Below are 15,130 nucleotides of genomic sequence, written 5' to 3' on the forward strand. Positions count from 1 at the left end.
CGCAGACCTCTTGCCGCCAGGATGGACCGGATGAGTGGACCCAGCTTCAGCAGCAACGCGCCGTATGAAACCCATGTGGTGCTGAACCAGCCGCCGCCGTTCGCAGGGCGACAATTGTGGACCGACGACGTGGCGCTGATGGAAGCCGTGCAGCGCGAAGGCGCCGCCAGCTTCGCGCCGCGGCTGGGTGTCTATGGTGCACTCGCCGGTGATGAACTGTACCGGCTCGGCTTCGATGCCAACCGTGATCGTCCGCGGCTACGCACGCATGATGCACAGGGCCATCGCATCGACACGGTGGAGTTCCATCCGGCCTATCACCGGTTGATGGACGCGGCCAAATCGCACGGCGTCGCAGGATTGTCCTGGCATGAGCCGCAGCCTGGCGCACACGTGGCACGTGCGGTGTTGAGCTACCTGCATCACCAGGCCGAGGCGGGCACCAGCTGCCCGTTGACCATGACCCATGCGGCGGTGGCGGTGCTGCATTCGCAGCCGCATCTGGCCGAGTGGGCGCGCAAGGCCGCTGCACCGGTCTATGACCCGCGCGACGTGCCGGTGGCGGACAAGGCCGGCATCACCCTGGGCATGGGCATGACCGAGAAGCAGGGCGGCTCGGATGTCCGCGCCAACAGCACGCGCGCCGAACCGATCGATGGCGAGCGTTATCGCCTGGTCGGCCACAAGTGGTTCTTTTCCGCGCCGATGTGCGATGGCTTCCTGGTGCTGGCGCAGGCGCCGGGAGGACTGACCTGCCTGCTGATGCCGCGCCGGCTGGCCGATGGTGACCGCAATGCGTTCCGGTTGATGCGGCTGAAGGACAAGCTTGGCGACTGGGCCAACGCCTCCAGCGAGGTCGAGTTCTGCGGCGCACAGGCATGGCGCGTGGGCGAAGAGGGGCGCGGCGTGGCCACCATCATCGGCATGGTGATGATGACCCGCCTGGACTGCATGCTGGGTGCGGCGGCAGAGATGCGCATGGCGCTGGCGCAGGCGCTGCACCACGCACGCCATCGACGCACCTTCGGCAAGCTGCTGGTCGAGCACCCGTTGATGACCAACGTGCTGGCTGATCTGGCGCTGGAGTCGGAAGCGGCCACGGTGTTGGCGATGCGCATCGCACGCGCGGTGGATCGTGCCGGTGTGGATGCCAATGAAGCGGCGATGGCGCGGTTGGGGACGGCACTGGGCAAGTACTGGCTGTGCAAGCGCGCACCGGCTTTCGTCAATGAGGCGCAGGAATGCCTGGGCGGTGCCGGCTACGTAGAGGAGTCGATGCTGCCGCGCCTGTACCGGCAGGCACCGTTGAATTCGATCTGGGAGGGCAGCGGCAACATCCAGTGCCTGGATGTGCTGCGCGCGCTGGCGCGTGAGCCGGAGGCGATGGCGGCGTTGCGCGGTGAGCTGGCGTCGGTGGCTGATCGTGATGCGCGCTATGCAGCGGCATTGCAGCGTTGGGCAGCGGCGCCGCCACCGGAGGAAGCGCAGGCGCGGCTGTTCTGCGAGCGTACCGCGCTGCTGCTGCAGGCGGCGCTGCTGCTGCAGGCGCGCAGCCCGATGGCGGAGGCGTTCGTGCGCAGCCGGCTGGAAGGGGAGCATGGGCTGGCGTTTGGGACGCTGCCGGCGGGGCTGGAGCTGACGGCGATGCTGGCGCGCGCGCTGCCGTAGGGAATGGCCAACGGCGGTGCCCCTCGTGGTGGGCGCTGATACTGATGGATGGGCCGCGCGGCTAGGTCGCGCAGGGGGCGCCGTGAATACGTCCTTGTAGGCCCGGGCGCGCCATCCATGGCGCTTACGCCCCTGCGCAACCTACGCGCGCGGCCTTGGACGGTTTCCGTGCGGTCCACCACGGAATCAACAGAAAGAGCGGAGAGCGAAAAGCAGAAAAGCCGCGGCAGTGCCGCGGCTTTTCTAGTAGCGCCGAGCCGATGCTCGGCTGCCGATACTCGGCTGGCGATACACCTCAGTGCTTGGCTTCTTCCTTGGCGGCGTTGGCCTTGGCGTCATTGGCGACATCACGTGCCTTGTCGGCAACCTTCTGCGCGGCGTTGGCGGTCGCGTCGCTGGCGTGTGCGGCGGCGTCGGTTGCGGCGTCCTTGGCCTTGTCGGCCGCGTTCGCGGTGGCGTCTGCAGCCTTGTCCAGCGCCTGCTGGGTATCGGCGGCGGCCTGCTCGGAAGCGGCAGCGGTCTTGTCGGCGGCTTCGCGGGTGGCGGCAGCAGCCTTGTCGACGGCGTCGCGGGCGGCAGCGCCTGCGCTGTCGGCCGCCTGCTGTGCGTCCTGCTTGGCCTGTTCGGCTTCCGGGCCCTTGCAGGCGGCCAGGGCCAGCAGCAGGGAGGCGGCCAGCAGGCTGGTAGTGATCGGACGAATCTTCATGGCGGTCTCCGGTACTGCAATGGATGGGGACGCCAGCCTATTCATGCCGTTGTGAAGACGGGGTCGCGATGCAGCGGCTCAGTCGCGCGCATTTCGACAAAAGAAAAAGCCGCTGGCGAACCAGCGGCTTTTCCAGAACAGCGTGAAGAAAGAAGTTATTACTTCTTGGCTTCTTCAGCAGCGTCCTTGGCCTTCTCAGCGGTGCCTTCAGCAGCCTTGGCAGCGTCAGCAGCGGCGCCGGCAGCGGCGTCGGTGGCAGCAGCGCCAGCCTGGGCAGCAGCGTCAACCGAAGCGTCAGCAGCGGTGGCGGCGGTGTCAGCGGCCTGCTGGGCAGCGTCGGCGGTCTGGGCGCCAGCAGCGGCGGCCTGGTCGGCAGCAGCCTGGGCTTCGGTGGCGGCTTCGTTGGCCGAAGCAGCGGCGTCCTGGGCAGCTTCCTGCTTCGAGCAGGCGGCCAGGGCCAGAGCCAGGGACATCGCGACCAGCAGCTTGTTGATGCTCATTGTGTGAATCCTCGTCGTTAGAATTAGGCAACGCGCATGCTGCGCGCCGACAACATGATGACAAGCCAAGATTGGGTGTCAAGCGATCCCGCATTCATTTTTGCGAAATCATCGTTAAATCCATTTAAATCAATTCGATGGCGATAGCCGTTGCTTCGCCACCGCCGATGCACAGGGTGGCAATGCCGCGCTTGCCACCGCGCGTGCGCAGGGCGTTGACCAAGGTCACCACCAGGCGTGCACCGGAGGCGCCGATCGGATGGCCCAGTGCGCAGGCACCGCCATTCACGTTGAGCTTGTCATGCGGGATGCCCAGTTCGCGCATCGGCGCCATCGCCACCACGGCAAAGGCTTCGTTGATTTCAAACAGATCGACCTGGTCCAGCGACCAGCCGGTCTTGTCCAGCAGCTTGTGCAGCGCGCCGATCGGGGCGGTGGTGAACCACTCCGGTTCCTGCGAGTGGGTGGCGTGGCCGACGATGCGGGCCAGCGGGGTGATGCCACGCGCGGCTGCGTCTTCCTCGGTCAGCAGGACCACAGCGGCGGCGCCGTCGGAGATGCTGGAGGAACTGGCGGCGGTGACGCTGCCGTCCTTCTTGAAAGCCGGACGCAGGGTCGGGATCTTGGCGATGTCCGAGCGGCCGGGCTGCTCGTCGGTGGTGACCTCGACCTCGCCCTTGCGGGTGGCGACCTTCACCGCGACGATTTCATCGGCGAACGCACCGTTGGCCTGGGCCGCCTGCGCGCGCTTGACCGATTCGATGGCGTAGGCGTCCTGCTCTTCGCGGCTGAACTGGTACTTGTCCACGGCGCATTCGGCGAATTCACCCATCGCCTTGCCGTCGTATGCGTTGACCAGGCCATCGTGGGCCATGTGATCGACCGCCTGGAAGTTGCCGAAGCGGTTGCCGGTGCGCGAGTTGGGCAGCATGTGCGGCGCGTTGGACATCGATTCCATGCCGCCGGCGACCACGATGCTGGCCGAACCGGCCTTGATCAGGTCATGGCCGAGCATGATGGTCTTCATGCCCGAGCCGCACACCTTGTTCAGCGTGGTGGCACCGGTTGACAGCGGGATGCCGGCAGCGATCGCCGCCTGGCGGGCCGGCGCCTGGCCCAGATTGGCCGGCAGCACGCAGCCCATGAGGACTTCGGAAACGTCGCTGGCCGGGATGCCCGACTGTTCCAGGGCGGCGGCGATGGCGGCCGCGCCGAGGGTCGGGGTCGGCACGCCGTTGAACTGGCCGAGGAAGGAGCCGATGGCGGTGCGCTTGGCGGCGGCGATGACGATGTTGGACATGGCAATCTCGTTGATGCGTAAGCAATGTTCGGAAAGGAGACCGTGGGCCGTTGGAAGCGCCCCGGTTTCCCGGCAGACTGCGTGGGGGTCGGCCCAAGTATAGAGGGTCGGGGAGGGCCGCCGTTGGACGGCGCCGCATGCCTGCCGGCACAAGGGCGGGCCAACGTTCATGGGAAGGAATCGATGAAACGCACGACGACGGTGAGATCTGCCCTGGCAACCGCGCTGGCACTGGCGCTGACGGCTTGTGGTGGAGGTGGCGGGGGCGGCAACGTGCGCATTGAGACACCGCCACCACCGCCGCCACCGACTACCCCGCCACCGACGACGCCGCCCCCGGTCAAACCACAGGAGCCGGCTTTCGACGCGCATCTGTCAGTCACCAATGCGCGCGCCGCACAGGCTGCCGGCCTGACCGGTCAGAACGTGCGCATCGGCATCGTCGACTCCGGCGTGCAGCGCAATGCGGTGGCATTGAATGGCCGGGTGCTGGCCAACCTCAACTACATCGATCCGGCCAGAAACAATCTGGGTGTCGATGATGTGGTCGGCCACGGCACCGCCGTGGCCAGCCTCGCCGCCGGCGCGGCAACGGGCTCCTGGCCGGGCGGCATCGCGCCAAAGGCGCAGATCGTGTCGGCACGGATCATTGCCGACAAACCGCCGGCCGACGACGGCAGCGGACGCGGCAATGCATTCAGCGGACCGCTGGGTGTGGCCCAGGTCCACCAGGACCTGATCAGCTACAACGTGAAGGTGATGAACAATTCGTGGGGCGGCCTGTACTGGACCGACCTGCCGACCACCGCGCAGGTGGCCGCCGAATATCGTCCCTTCGTGATCAACCACGGCGGGCTGGTGGTGTTTGCCGCGGGCAATGATGGCCGCAGCGAACCGAGCAGCCTGGCCGCGCTGCCCAGCCAGCAGGGCGTGGCCGGCACGCTGCCGGCCGCCGATCTGGAGCGCGGCTGGCTGGTGGCCACCGCCGTGGATCCGTATGCGCCCGGTACGCTGGCCAGCTATGCCAATGCCTGTGGCCAGGCAGCCCGCTACTGCCTGGCGGCGCCAGGCAGCGCGGTCTATCCCGATGCCAATGGTGGCAGCTACTACTGGAACTACGGCACGTCATTTGCGGCGCCCTTGATTTCCGGCGCGGCGGCGCTGGTCTGGGAGCGCTTCCCGTACTTCAGCAACGATCTGGTGCGGCAGACCCTGCTGGGCACCGCCAAGGACATCGGCGCGCCGGGCGTGGATCCGGTGTTCGGCTACGGCCTGCTCGACATCGGCCGTGCGATCAACGGTCCGGGCCGTTTCGACTGGGGGGATGTGGTCGCCAACGTGGATCTTGCTTCGACCGGCTCGGCGTGGCGCAACGATATCGTCGGCAGCGGCGGCCTGGTCAAGCAGGGCGGGGGCACCCTGGTGCTGGCCGGCAACAACAGTTACACCGGCGCCACCCGCATCGAACGCGGCATCCTGTCGCTGCAGAACGGTGGTGTGGTCCGTTCCAATGTGACCATTCTCGGCCAGTCCGATCCGGATTCGACCGGCCTGCAGTTCAATGGCGGCACGCCCCGCGTGATCGGCAATGTGGTCAACGGCAGCAGCGTGTTCCTCACCACCGGCAACACCACCGGCACGATCGAGGGCAACTACACCCAGCAGGCCGGTGCACAGCTGATGATCGCACTGGGCGCCAATGCGCTGCAGGTCACCGGCAATGCCGCGATCGACGGTGGCGTGCGCGTGCATGGCTTCGTTTCCGGCTACGTGCCACAGAACGGCAGCCGGCAGGACCTGATCCACGCGGCAGGCGGACTCAGTGGCACCTTCAGTACGCCGGCTACCTCCAGTGGCCTGCAGGGGCTGTCGTTGCTGCAGAGCAGTTACGGCTACGACAGCAACAACGCCTGGTTGAACCTGACCCAGGTCAGCGTCACCGCAGCGGCCAGCGGCCTGGGGGCGTCCGCCCAGGCGGCAGCACAGCGCCTGGAAGGTGCATTCGCAGCACTCGACAAAAACGCAGGGCTGCAGGGATCGGCCTTTGGTGCAGCGGCCGGCGCCCTGCAGTGGACCGGCGGTGGCCCGCAGGGCCTGGCCGCCAGCCTGCAGAGCCTGTCCGGTCAAGCGCACGCCCGTGCCGAAGCGGCGACCTTCGACAGCATCGACATGTCGCGGCGTGCGATCGCCGAGCGCTTCGATCGTGTACAGGCCGCACCGCGCCTGCGCGGTAGCTGGCAGAGCGCGCTGGGTGAGGCGGGGCAGGGCAGCTTCGCCGGCAACGCCGCCGACAGCCGGGGCTGGATGGCCGGCCAGGATCTGCCACTGGGCAGCAACGGCCTGATGGGCGTGGCGTTTGGCGAGACCCGAAGTAATGGTGGCAGCAGTTTCGGCGGCGATCGTGGGCGTGATCGCCAGGCGCAGGCGCAGCTGTACGCGGGCTGGAATCTGGGGCGTGGCTACGCGCTGGCCCAGGTCGGAAGCGGCCAGTTCACCCGCGCGCTGGATCGTCAGCTGCTGCTCGGTGCGGGCGCCTATGGTGTCTCTGCGCGGTATGGCGGCCGTTTCAGCAGTGCCAGCGTGGAGGGCGGGTACCGGCTGGGGCGTGCAGGCGCATCATTGACGCCCTACGTCGGCGCCAGCACCACGCGCGTGGATACCGACGCCTTCAATGAGCTCGGCGGCTTCGGTTTCGGCCTGCGGGGCGATGCCAATCGCGTGCAGCGCAGCCAGATGCTGGCCGGTATCCGCGGCGAGCGTGGCTGGGGGCGTTGGACGCTGCGTGGGCATGCCGAATGGCAACAACGGATTGATGGCGCGGATGCGGACTGGCAGGCCAGTTTCGTCGGCGTCGATGCCTGGGCACCGCTGGCGGGCTGGAACGTACCGCGCGGCAGTGCGCTGATCGGCGTGGCGCTGGAATCGTGGTGGGGCCGCAATGGCCGCCTGAGCCTGGGCTTCGACCAGCGCGTCGGTGGCGAAGGTGCGCGGCAGGCAGCCTTGCGCTACAGCACCGGCTTCTGAAGGACAGGTCGCGCCGGGTCATGCCCGGCGCGACGTCGGCTGGCTCAGCCGCCGCGCAGGTTGCCCAGGCGCGGGGTGCTGCGGCCCAGCGGCATCTTCAGCTTGCCGATCGACAGGATGCGGCTCTCGGCGATGCGGTCGGCGGCACGCTGCGGCGCGATGTTCTCGCGCTGCGACAGTTCGAAGATGCGGGTGAGGTTGTGGTAGATGCTGCGGATCAGGCGCATCGCGCGTTCGCGGTTGTAACCGTCGATCTCCAGCGACACGTTCATCACGCCGCCGGCATTGACCGCATAGTCCGGTGCATACAGGATGCCGCGCGCATGCAGCTCGTCGCCGATCTCCAGGCTCGACAGTTGGTTGTTGGCGGTGCCGCAGATGATCTTCGCCTTGATCCGCGGCAGGGTGTCGGCGTTGATCGCGCCTTCCAGCGCGCACGGTGCGAACACGTCGGCGTTCACTTCATGGATCTCATCCGGCTTGACTGCTTCGGCACCGAAATCGCTGACCGCGCGATCAACCAGCGCGCTGTCCAGGTCGGTGACGTAGAGCTTGGCGCCGCGGTCGCGCAGCAGCTTCACCAGTTCCATGCCGATGTGGCCCAGGCCCTGCACAGCGATGCTGGTCTTGCCCACTTCCTCATGGCCGAACTTGAAGCGCATCGACGCCATCAGTGCCTGCAGCGCACCGTAGGCGGTGAACGGAGCGGGATCGCCGGAGCCACCATGGACCTGGTGCACGCCTGTCACGAACTGGCTTTCCAGGTAGATGTTCTCCATGTCGTTGACGTCGGTGCCGACGTCCTCGGCAGTGATGTAGCGCCCGCCCAGGGAATCGACATAACGGCCGAAGGCACGGAACAGCACCTCGGTCTTGTCCACTTTGGGGTCGCCGATGATCACCGCCTTGCCGCCACCTACGTTGAGGCCGGCCAGTGCATTCTTGTAGGTCATCGTTCGGCTCAGCCGTAGCGCATCGGCCAGCGCCTCGTCGGTGCTGGCGTAGGGGCGCATGCGCACGCCGCCCAAGGCCGGGCCGAGGGTGGTGTTGTGGATGGCGATGATCGCCTTCAGGCCGGCGTCGTGGTTGTGGCAGAACACCACCTGTTCGTGGCCGGTGGTGGCGAGGGTTTCGAATAGCATGGCGTCTCCGATGGCGCGATCAGCGGCGAACTGCAGCGAACGGCCAGTGAACGGTAGGGTCCCAAAACAAAAAAAGCGACGTCGTCGGTGCAGGGGGACGGGTCGCGCGGCGCCATTCTAGTCCATTCCCCCGGTCGGTGCCGTCGACATCGGCGGCCTTCCGGTTAAAGAAGATGAAAGTGCGGCCGATGCTGCGACGACGGCGGGTGGCCGGATTCGCGTGAAGAGGCAGGGCGGTCAGTGACGGCAAGGGCACCACAACGACAGGGCGGGCGGCGATGACGCCGGCCTGGTGGCGATCGCTGCGCGGCTGGCTGGCGCGCTCGACCGGGGCCGCGCCGTCCCGGTTGGCGGCGGTGTCGCGACAGGCGGTGGCGGCGGCTGCGGCCAGCCTGCAGGGTGAGGCGCTGCCTTCGGCCGAGATCGCTGCACATCTGCAGCGCGGCCTGCATGCGCTGGCCCTGTACCCGCGCCTGGCCGGTGGATCCACGCCGGTGCAGGCCGCGGGACTGGGCGAGGCTGTGGCGCGCGCGCTGCAGGACCGGGACTGGGCGGCCCGTCAGTTGCCGCGCCGCCCGCAGCTGCTGCCGCAGCTGATCCAGACGGTCAACGACGATGCGGCATCGGCGCGGGTGATGGCGGCGATCATCGGCCAGGACCCGGTGCTGACCGGCAACCTGCTGCGCATCGCCAACAGCCCGGCCTACAAGGTGCACGAGCGCCCAGTGGAAAGCCTGCAGCGGGCGGTGACACTGGTCGGAACCGAAGGCGTGCGGCAGATCATCAGCGCGGTGCTGGTACAGCCGGTGATGCAGGTGCAGTGCGAGGTGTTTCCGCAGTTCAGCACGATCATCTGGGAGCACGCGCTGCTGGCTTCGCGCGCAGCCGCTGACCACGCGCGCACGGTCACCTTCGGCGATGCCTTCGCCGCCCAGTGGCTGGGCCTGGTACAGGGGCTGGGGGCCGCACTGGTGATGCGCCAGCTGCTGCAGGAAGCGCAGGCACGCGATGAGACGGTGGAGCCGGCGCTGGCGCTGCAGCTGCTCCAGCAGTGGTCGCTGCCGTTGGCGCAACGCGTGGCTGCGGCCTGGGAGCTGCCCGAGCCGGTGCACCAGGCACTGGCGCCCGAGGCGGATGGCCCGCTGGCTGACAGCCTGCGCCTGGCCAGTGCGGCCGCAGCGGCCAGCCTGCTGTGCCGGCATGGACATGCCAGCCAGAGCCGCATGCTGGCCCTGCTCGAACAGTTGCCTTCGGCGCCGCCGCATGCCCTGCGCTGGATCTGGCGGCGCCTGCACGGGCGCAGTGTGGAAACACGCGATGACGCTGGACAGGAAGAAGCGGATCCTGCGCCCTGAGTGCTACAGCTGCGATTCCACCGGCAGCCAGCTGATCACCCGCGCGGTCCAGCGCTTGCCCAGGCTGGCCCCGGGTTCGGCCTCCACCCAGTGCGGCGGGGGCTGCCGCTCCAGCCAGCGCAGGTCATCATCGCGACCCAGCGCCAGCCACCAGCTGTGCTCCGGGCCGGCAAGGCGCAGGTACTCGTCGCGCAATTGCGCACCCAGCACCGGGTCGTCGAACAGCACGCCCATTTCGGTATTGAGGTAGGCCGAACGCGGGTCGAGGTTGAACGAACCGACGAAACCGCGACGGTCATCGACCACGAATGCCTTGGTGTGCAGGCTGGCCCCGCTGCTGCCGAACAGGCTGGCATCCAGCTGGCCGTGTGCCTTCAGTTCGTACAGCTGCACGCCGGCCTTCAGCAGCGGCACGCGGTAGCCCATGTAGCCGCCGTGTACCGCCGCCACGTCGTTGGCGGCGAGTGAATTGGTGACCACGCCGACCTGCGCGCCGCGCGCGGCCAGCGCCGACAGCGCCTCGACCCCATCGTTGCCGGGCACGAAGTAGGGAGAGATCAGCAGCGCACTGTGCCGCGTGCTGCGCAACTCGTCGCTGAGACGGCTGACCAACCAGCCGCGGCGATCGTCATCGCGGTGCTTCATCGGCGGATCGGAAGCGATGCGCACGTTGGCGCTCCAGTGCAGCGGTTCCGGGCTGGGCCGCTGCCGTGCGCGTGATTCGGCCACGCGCTGCAGGTAGGGCTGTGCCTTGGCATGCATGGTATCCAGGTCCGACTGCCGCACCAGCTGCTGCAACTGCGCATCGGTGTACGAGGCCAGTGCGGAAATCGGGATCGCCGTGCTGCTGTTCCAGTAGTCGTCAAAGATCTGGTTGGCCTGCTGCACGGCGGGGCCGGCCACCACCAGATCCAGATCCTGGAAGTTCACATCGTCGCGCGCGCTGAAGTATTCCTCGCCGATGTTGCGGCCACCGACGATCGCGATGCGGCCGTCTGCGATCCAGCTCTTGTTGTGCATGCGGTGGTTCACGCTGAAAGCGCGCTGCACCAGTTCCAGCGTGCGCGCGATGCCGCTGCGGTTGCGGAACGGGTTGTACAGGCGGATCTCGATGTTCGGATGCGCATCGAGCGCCATCATCAGCGCGTCCTTGTCCTTGGCGTTCATGTCGTCAAGCAGGATGCGCACGCGCACACCGCGCTCGGCGGCGTCGTACAGCGCCTTGGCCATCAAGTGGCCGATCAGGTCGTCGTGCCAGATGTAGTACTGCAGGTCCAGGCTGCGGCCTGCGTGCGTGGTGATCATCGCGCGTGCGGCGAAGGCATCCATGCCATCACTGAGGAACGCCACGCCGGACTGTCCGGGGTGTGCGTCCTGCAGCGGCACGATTTCCTGGTCGATGCGGGTCTGCGCCGGCTGCAGTGGCAGCACATGCGAGGGTGCGCCCTGCGCCCGTGGCGTGAGATGGTCGGCCAGCAGCAGCCCGGACAGGACCAGCAGCAACAGCGCGGCGAGGATGATTGCAGCGACGCGCAGCAGGCGTCGCCACAGGGGCTTGGGCAGGCTCATGCCCCGATGGTAGAGCCACGCCATGCGTGGATGAAAGCCAACAGATTCATTGCAGTAGATCCACGCCATGCGTGGATGCCTTCTTCAGGCAATGTCACGCCATGCGCGGATGACTGGAACTTCGCGGTCAGAACCGCTCGTCGCTGCCCAGGTAACGCCACTGCCGCGCGGGCAGCGGTCCCAGTGCCACGCGGCCAATGCGCAGCCGGCGCACGGCCGTCACCTGCAGGCCGGCAGCGGTGACCGCCACGCGCAGGCCCTTGGCCGTCAGGCCCTTGCCCGCGAAGCGCAGGCGCTGCTCGCTCTGCCAGCTGACCTTGGCGCCGCCCGATTCGTGCTGCAGCCGCGCCATCAGCCACGGGCCGCGCTCGGGCCCGCCTTCGGCCACTTCAATCAGGTATTCCTGTTCGGTGCGGCCCAGATTGCGCTGCAGATGGGCCAGCGTGGCCGGATCCTGGCTGACCACCACCAGGCCGCTGTCGCTGGCCGGAAGCGAGGCGGCCAGCTGCAGTCCGTGGAAGTGGCGCTGCAGCGGACGGATGTCGCTGGCGTCGAGTTCGCTGCGGCTGTCACTGCTGACCAGCGCGCACAGGGTTTCGGCGGCAACGCCAGCCGGTTTGTGCAGCAGCATGCTGACCCGCTCGGCCTTTTCATCGCTGGCCTGCTCGGCCACGACGATCACCGCGCTGTCATCGACCGGACGCTGCGGCTGTTCCACCACCTCGCCATTGACCGTGACCCAGCCGCCTTCGATGTAGCGTCGCGCCTCGCCGCGTGGGATGCCGAGCAGAGCGGACAGGCGTTTGTCGAGACGGATCGGTTCCATGGCGGAAAGGTCAGGCAGGGGGCGCGCAGTGTAGCTGCTGCGGCCGGTCAGCGCTGGCCGCGGTTGGCCAGCTCGGTCAGGTACAGGCGGGTATCGAACTCCAGCTGCAGGTAATCCGGCTCCATGTGCTGGCACAGCTGGTAGAAGGCCTTGTTGTGGTCGGCTTCCTTCAGGTGGGCCAGCTCATGCACCACGATCATGCGCAGGAACGCGGCCGGTGCCTGGCGGAACACGGTGGCGATGCGGATCTCACGGCTGGCCTTGAGGCGGCCGCCATGCACGCGGGAGATGGCGGTATGGGTGCCCAGCGCGTGCTTGATCACTTCCAGCGTGTTGTCGTAGCAGACCTTGTTGAGCGGCACCGACTTGCGCAGGTAGCGGTCCTTCAGGTCCTGGGTGTAGTCGTACAGCTGGCGGTCGCTGCGCACTTCGTGCGGGTCGGGGTAGCGCTGCTGCAGCCAGGGGCCGAGTTTGCCCTGTGCCAGCAGGTCGCTGACCTGGGCGACCAGGGATTCGGGATAGCCGTTGAGGTACTTCAGGACTGCCATGCAGGGGCGGCGGGGCGTCGGTAGAATGGAGCATCCAAGATTACACGCGGTACGCATCGACCATGGCAAAGCCCAACGCGCTGCAGGAACAATTGCTCAAGGCCGGCCTGGCCAAGAAGTCGCAGGCCAGCGCTGCCGCGAGCGCGCAGGCCAAGGCCCGGCAGGGCAAGGCCGAATCGACCTCGGCCGACGTCCAGCGCGAGGCTGAACGGGCCCGCGCCGAGAAGGTCGAGCGCGACCGCGCACTGGCCGCCGAGCGCAATGCCCAGGCCCGTCAGGCTGAACAGAAGGCGCAGGCGAAGCAGATCATCACGGCCCATGCCGTGCCCCACAAGGGCGACGACGAGTACCGTTTCAGCGATGGTGCGGCGATCCGCACCCTGCTGATCGACCCCAAGCTGCGCAAGGCGCTGTCGGTCGGCGTGCTGGTCATTGTCGCCAATGGCGAGGGCTACGCCCTGCTGCCACGTGCTGCTGCCGAGAAGGTGCGTGAGCGCGCCCCGGAGGCGATCATTGTCGACCATGGCCAGCCGGGCTCGACCGCCGAGATCTCCACCGGCAACGCCGAGGACGACGCCTACTACGCGCAGTTCCAGGTGCCGGACGACCTGGTCTGGTAAACAAGAAGGGGACGGAGGGGATTAAGTCGCAATCGGCTTGATCGAACCCATCCGCGCTCTGTTCGTCTTCCTGAAGAGCAGCCGAGCGTGGCTCGGCTCTACATTAAGGCGTGCCTTTTTGCCGGGGTGTATCGTCTCCATATCAGGCGACACACCTGCGGAGGATGGCCATGGCTACCGGTTGGGCGGGAGACGGCGCGGTCCAGGACCAGATCGACGCCACCGTCGACGATGCGATCGCCCGCGCGCGGCGCCAGCTGCGCGAGGGCCCGGGTCTGGAGCACTGTGAGGAATGCGACGCGCCGATCCCGTTGGCGCGGCGCCAGGCCGTGCCCGGTGTCCGGCTGTGCGTGGCGTGCCAGCAGGCGCGTGACGACGAAGAACAGGCGCATGCCGGCTATAACCGGCGTGGCAGCAAGGACAGCCAATTGAGGTAAAGGTTGTTCGGCAGGGCTGCGCCCTGCACCCGCCGAAGCCTTCAAGCCAAGGCAGCAGCAACAGCAAAAGCTGGCATTCCGTGGGGTGGTGGGGCGGTGTCGGAGTGCGGGGACGCCGCAAGTACGTCCTTGTAGGCTTGGCAGCCGCATCCATGCGGCTGACACCCCGCACTCCGACACCGCCCCACCTCCAACAGATTTCCGCGATCGGGTACATCCCGCCGTGCGTGGATAAATTTCCATCGAAATCGAAAATTTCGATATCGGAATGATTTGAGCCGAGCATGGCTCGGCTCTACAGAAGAACGGACAGCTCGCGGAAATCTGTCGAAGGCGGGGTGGGTCCGGTTGAGGGGGCGTGAGCCGCATGGATGCGGCGACCGAGCTTACATGGACGTACTTGCAGCGTCCCCCTCAACCGGACCCACCCCGCCATCCCACGGATAGCATGCTTTTGCCGTTGCCGTTGCTCCGAGCAGGTGCAGGGCGCAGCCCTGCCGAAAACCCCACCCTCAGCCGTCGCCCTGGATGCCGCCAGGCGCCTGTGCCGGGTCGCGCCAGCGGCGGACCGTGCGCTGGAAGAACAGGTTGTTCGGCAGCTGCAGCACCGTGCCTTCGTGGCCGTCGCCGGTCTCCTGCAGCGTGGTGTAGATCAGGTTCACGTCGATCACCCGGCCCTTCAGGCCCGGCTTCTCGCCGTTCTCCAGCACCTCGATGTAGTCGTGCAGGCGGAACGGGCGGGTGGTGAAGATCAACAGCGTGCAGAAGATGTTGGACAGCACGCTCCACGCCGCGAAGAAGGCCACCGCGCCCACGGCGGCGAAGCCGGTAAACGCGGTCCACAGCACCGACGGCTTCGCGCCGAGCAGGCTGAGGATGTAAAGCAGGGCACTGAAATAGACCACGAAACTGGTGATCCGGCGTGCACCCATCACCATTTCGGGCGGCAGCGTGTAGTGCTCGGCGAAGCGGCGGATCAGGCGACGGGCGAGCACGCGCAGGAGCCACGCAACCAGCAGCACCAGTACGATCTGCACGGCGACGCCGGCGTAGTTCAGCCACGGGTGGGTCCAGGCGGGCAGGTGATCCTTCAGCGACAACATCATGGGGCGACTACGGAGGGGGAAACGGCCCCCGATGTTACCCGGCGCGTGCGGGGGATTCGACCGCCGGGGTCCAGGCCAGGCACACCAGCTCCTGGCGGTGCTGCTGCAGGCAGGCGCGGCCGTTGTCGGGGCGCAGCTGCAGTGACAGGCCCAGCGCCTGCAGCAGGACGCAGGTGGTAATCACCAACAGGGCGGCGCAGGATGGGCTGGACATGGCAGGACTCCTGGACGGCAATTTTGCGAAGGACCTTCCATGGATGCAGCAGCCATCAAAAAGGTTGCATGGCATTGATCGTGGATGGGCTCTAAACCTTTTTCCGGGTCGCCGC

14 protein-coding genes are annotated in these 15,130 nt (G+C 67.3%); 5 read left to right on the forward strand and 9 right to left on the reverse strand.

Going from position 1 to position 15,130, the window contains the following annotated elements; translation table 11 throughout:
• The first annotated feature begins 30 nt into the window (after positions 1–30).
• Positions 31–1,668: an acyl-CoA dehydrogenase family protein gene (locus AC5P8D_RS16215; RefSeq protein ID WP_134958913.1), complete on the forward strand. Its 1,638-nt coding sequence runs from the start codon at positions 31–33 to the stop codon at positions 1,666–1,668.
• Between the two features lie 295 nt (positions 1,669–1,963).
• Here the strand turns inward: AC5P8D_RS16215 and AC5P8D_RS16220 are convergent, their stop codons facing one another.
• The 3 genes from AC5P8D_RS16220 to AC5P8D_RS16230 all read right to left on the reverse strand — a co-directional run bounded on the left by AC5P8D_RS16220 (position 1,964) and on the right by AC5P8D_RS16230 (position 4,174).
• Complete coding sequence (locus AC5P8D_RS16220; protein WP_257472247.1) at positions 1,964–2,374, reverse strand: hypothetical protein; 411 nt, start codon at positions 2,372–2,374, stop codon at positions 1,964–1,966.
• 158 nt (positions 2,375–2,532) lie between these two features.
• Entirely contained in the window at positions 2,533–2,874 is a 342-nt protein-coding gene (locus AC5P8D_RS16225; protein ID WP_004153024.1) for a hypothetical protein, read from the reverse strand.
• Positions 2,875–2,998: 124 nt separating this feature from the next.
• The gene (locus AC5P8D_RS16230; RefSeq protein WP_010482849.1) at positions 2,999–4,174 is read right to left on the reverse strand and encodes a thiolase family protein; all 1,176 of its coding nucleotides are present in this window, start codon (positions 4,172–4,174) and stop codon (positions 2,999–3,001) included.
• A gap of 183 nt (positions 4,175–4,357) precedes the next feature.
• On the opposite strand from AC5P8D_RS16230, the gene AC5P8D_RS16235 reads away from it, so the two are divergent.
• Positions 4,358–7,198 (forward strand): S8 family serine peptidase, encoded by a 2,841-nt coding sequence (locus tag AC5P8D_RS16235; RefSeq protein ID WP_495203485.1) that lies wholly within the window; start codon positions 4,358–4,360, stop codon positions 7,196–7,198.
• Positions 7,199–7,242: 44 nt separating this feature from the next.
• Here AC5P8D_RS16235 and AC5P8D_RS16240 read toward each other — a convergent pair whose 3' ends face one another.
• Positions 7,243–8,340 (reverse strand): Glu/Leu/Phe/Val dehydrogenase dimerization domain-containing protein, encoded by a 1,098-nt coding sequence (locus AC5P8D_RS16240; RefSeq protein WP_010482852.1) that lies wholly within the window; start codon positions 8,338–8,340, stop codon positions 7,243–7,245.
• A 278-nt stretch (positions 8,341–8,618) separates the two neighbouring features.
• On the opposite strand from AC5P8D_RS16240, the gene AC5P8D_RS16245 reads away from it, so the two are divergent.
• Positions 8,619–9,695, forward strand: a complete 1,077-nt coding sequence (locus AC5P8D_RS16245; RefSeq protein WP_495203486.1) for an HDOD domain-containing protein — start codon at positions 8,619–8,621, stop codon at positions 9,693–9,695.
• A gap of 3 nt (positions 9,696–9,698) precedes the next feature.
• Here the strand turns inward: AC5P8D_RS16245 and AC5P8D_RS16250 are convergent, their stop codons facing one another.
• The 3 genes from AC5P8D_RS16250 to AC5P8D_RS16260 all read right to left on the reverse strand — a co-directional run bounded on the left by AC5P8D_RS16250 (position 9,699) and on the right by AC5P8D_RS16260 (position 12,638).
• On the reverse strand, positions 9,699–11,288 hold the full coding sequence (locus AC5P8D_RS16250) for a phospholipase D family protein (protein ID WP_197579523.1): 1,590 nt from the start codon (positions 11,286–11,288) through the stop codon (positions 9,699–9,701).
• Between the two features lie 103 nt (positions 11,289–11,391).
• Positions 11,392–12,090, reverse strand: a complete 699-nt coding sequence (locus tag AC5P8D_RS16255; RefSeq protein WP_495203487.1) for an RNA pseudouridine synthase — start codon at positions 12,088–12,090, stop codon at positions 11,392–11,394.
• A gap of 47 nt (positions 12,091–12,137) precedes the next feature.
• Positions 12,138–12,638 carry a M48 metallopeptidase family protein gene (locus tag AC5P8D_RS16260; protein WP_100446354.1) on the reverse strand — a complete coding sequence of 167 codons (501 nt, stop codon included), beginning with the start codon at positions 12,636–12,638 and terminating at the stop codon, positions 12,138–12,140.
• Positions 12,639–12,700: 62 nt separating this feature from the next.
• On the opposite strand from AC5P8D_RS16260, the gene AC5P8D_RS16265 reads away from it, so the two are divergent.
• Entirely contained in the window at positions 12,701–13,258 is a 558-nt protein-coding gene (locus AC5P8D_RS16265; protein ID WP_019338831.1) for a DUF2058 domain-containing protein, read from the forward strand.
• Positions 13,259–13,428: 170 nt separating this feature from the next.
• The gene (locus AC5P8D_RS16270; protein ID WP_019662141.1) at positions 13,429–13,695 is read left to right on the forward strand and encodes a DksA/TraR family C4-type zinc finger protein; all 267 of its coding nucleotides are present in this window, start codon (positions 13,429–13,431) and stop codon (positions 13,693–13,695) included.
• Positions 13,696–14,207: 512 nt separating this feature from the next.
• On the opposite strand, the gene AC5P8D_RS16275 is transcribed toward AC5P8D_RS16270, so the two are convergent.
• The gene (locus AC5P8D_RS16275) at positions 14,208–14,801 is read right to left on the reverse strand and encodes a mechanosensitive ion channel family protein (protein WP_010482867.1); all 594 of its coding nucleotides are present in this window, start codon (positions 14,799–14,801) and stop codon (positions 14,208–14,210) included.
• A gap of 34 nt (positions 14,802–14,835) precedes the next feature.
• Positions 14,836–15,015 (reverse strand): hypothetical protein, encoded by a 180-nt coding sequence (locus AC5P8D_RS16280; RefSeq protein WP_049411841.1) that lies wholly within the window; start codon positions 15,013–15,015, stop codon positions 14,836–14,838.
• Positions 15,016–15,130: the final 115 nt, after the last annotated feature.

The sequence above is a fragment of the Stenotrophomonas sp. YJH_SMC_101-4 genome (genome assembly GCF_059370395.1).

What these genes read in the sequence shown, in the direction of transcription:
- AC5P8D_RS16215 (WP_134958913.1), top strand. Translation starts at nt 31, where the DNA reads ATGAGTGGACCCAGCTTCAGCAGCAACGCGCCGTATGAAACCCATGTG.
- AC5P8D_RS16220 (WP_257472247.1), bottom strand. Translation starts at nt 2,374, where the DNA reads ATGAAGATTCGTCCGATCACTACCAGCCTGCTGGCCGCCTCCCTGCTG.
- AC5P8D_RS16225 (WP_004153024.1), bottom strand. Translation starts at nt 2,874, where the DNA reads ATGAGCATCAACAAGCTGCTGGTCGCGATGTCCCTGGCTCTGGCCCTG.
- AC5P8D_RS16230 (WP_010482849.1), bottom strand. Translation starts at nt 4,174, where the DNA reads ATGTCCAACATCGTCATCGCCGCCGCCAAGCGCACCGCCATCGGCTCC.
- AC5P8D_RS16235 (WP_495203485.1), top strand. Translation starts at nt 4,358, where the DNA reads ATGAAACGCACGACGACGGTGAGATCTGCCCTGGCAACCGCGCTGGCA.
- AC5P8D_RS16240 (WP_010482852.1), bottom strand. Translation starts at nt 8,340, where the DNA reads ATGCTATTCGAAACCCTCGCCACCACCGGCCACGAACAGGTGGTGTTC.
- AC5P8D_RS16245 (WP_495203486.1), top strand. Translation starts at nt 8,619, where the DNA reads ATGACGCCGGCCTGGTGGCGATCGCTGCGCGGCTGGCTGGCGCGCTCG.
- AC5P8D_RS16250 (WP_197579523.1), bottom strand. Translation starts at nt 11,288, where the DNA reads ATGGCGTGGCTCTACCATCGGGGCATGAGCCTGCCCAAGCCCCTGTGG.
- AC5P8D_RS16255 (WP_495203487.1), bottom strand. Translation starts at nt 12,090, where the DNA reads ATGGAACCGATCCGTCTCGACAAACGCCTGTCCGCTCTGCTCGGCATC.
- AC5P8D_RS16260 (WP_100446354.1), bottom strand. Translation starts at nt 12,638, where the DNA reads ATGGCAGTCCTGAAGTACCTCAACGGCTATCCCGAATCCCTGGTCGCC.
- AC5P8D_RS16265 (WP_019338831.1), top strand. Translation starts at nt 12,701, where the DNA reads ATGGCAAAGCCCAACGCGCTGCAGGAACAATTGCTCAAGGCCGGCCTG.
- AC5P8D_RS16270 (WP_019662141.1), top strand. Translation starts at nt 13,429, where the DNA reads ATGGCTACCGGTTGGGCGGGAGACGGCGCGGTCCAGGACCAGATCGAC.
- AC5P8D_RS16275 (WP_010482867.1), bottom strand. Translation starts at nt 14,801, where the DNA reads ATGATGTTGTCGCTGAAGGATCACCTGCCCGCCTGGACCCACCCGTGG.
- AC5P8D_RS16280 (WP_049411841.1), bottom strand. Translation starts at nt 15,015, where the DNA reads ATGTCCAGCCCATCCTGCGCCGCCCTGTTGGTGATTACCACCTGCGTC.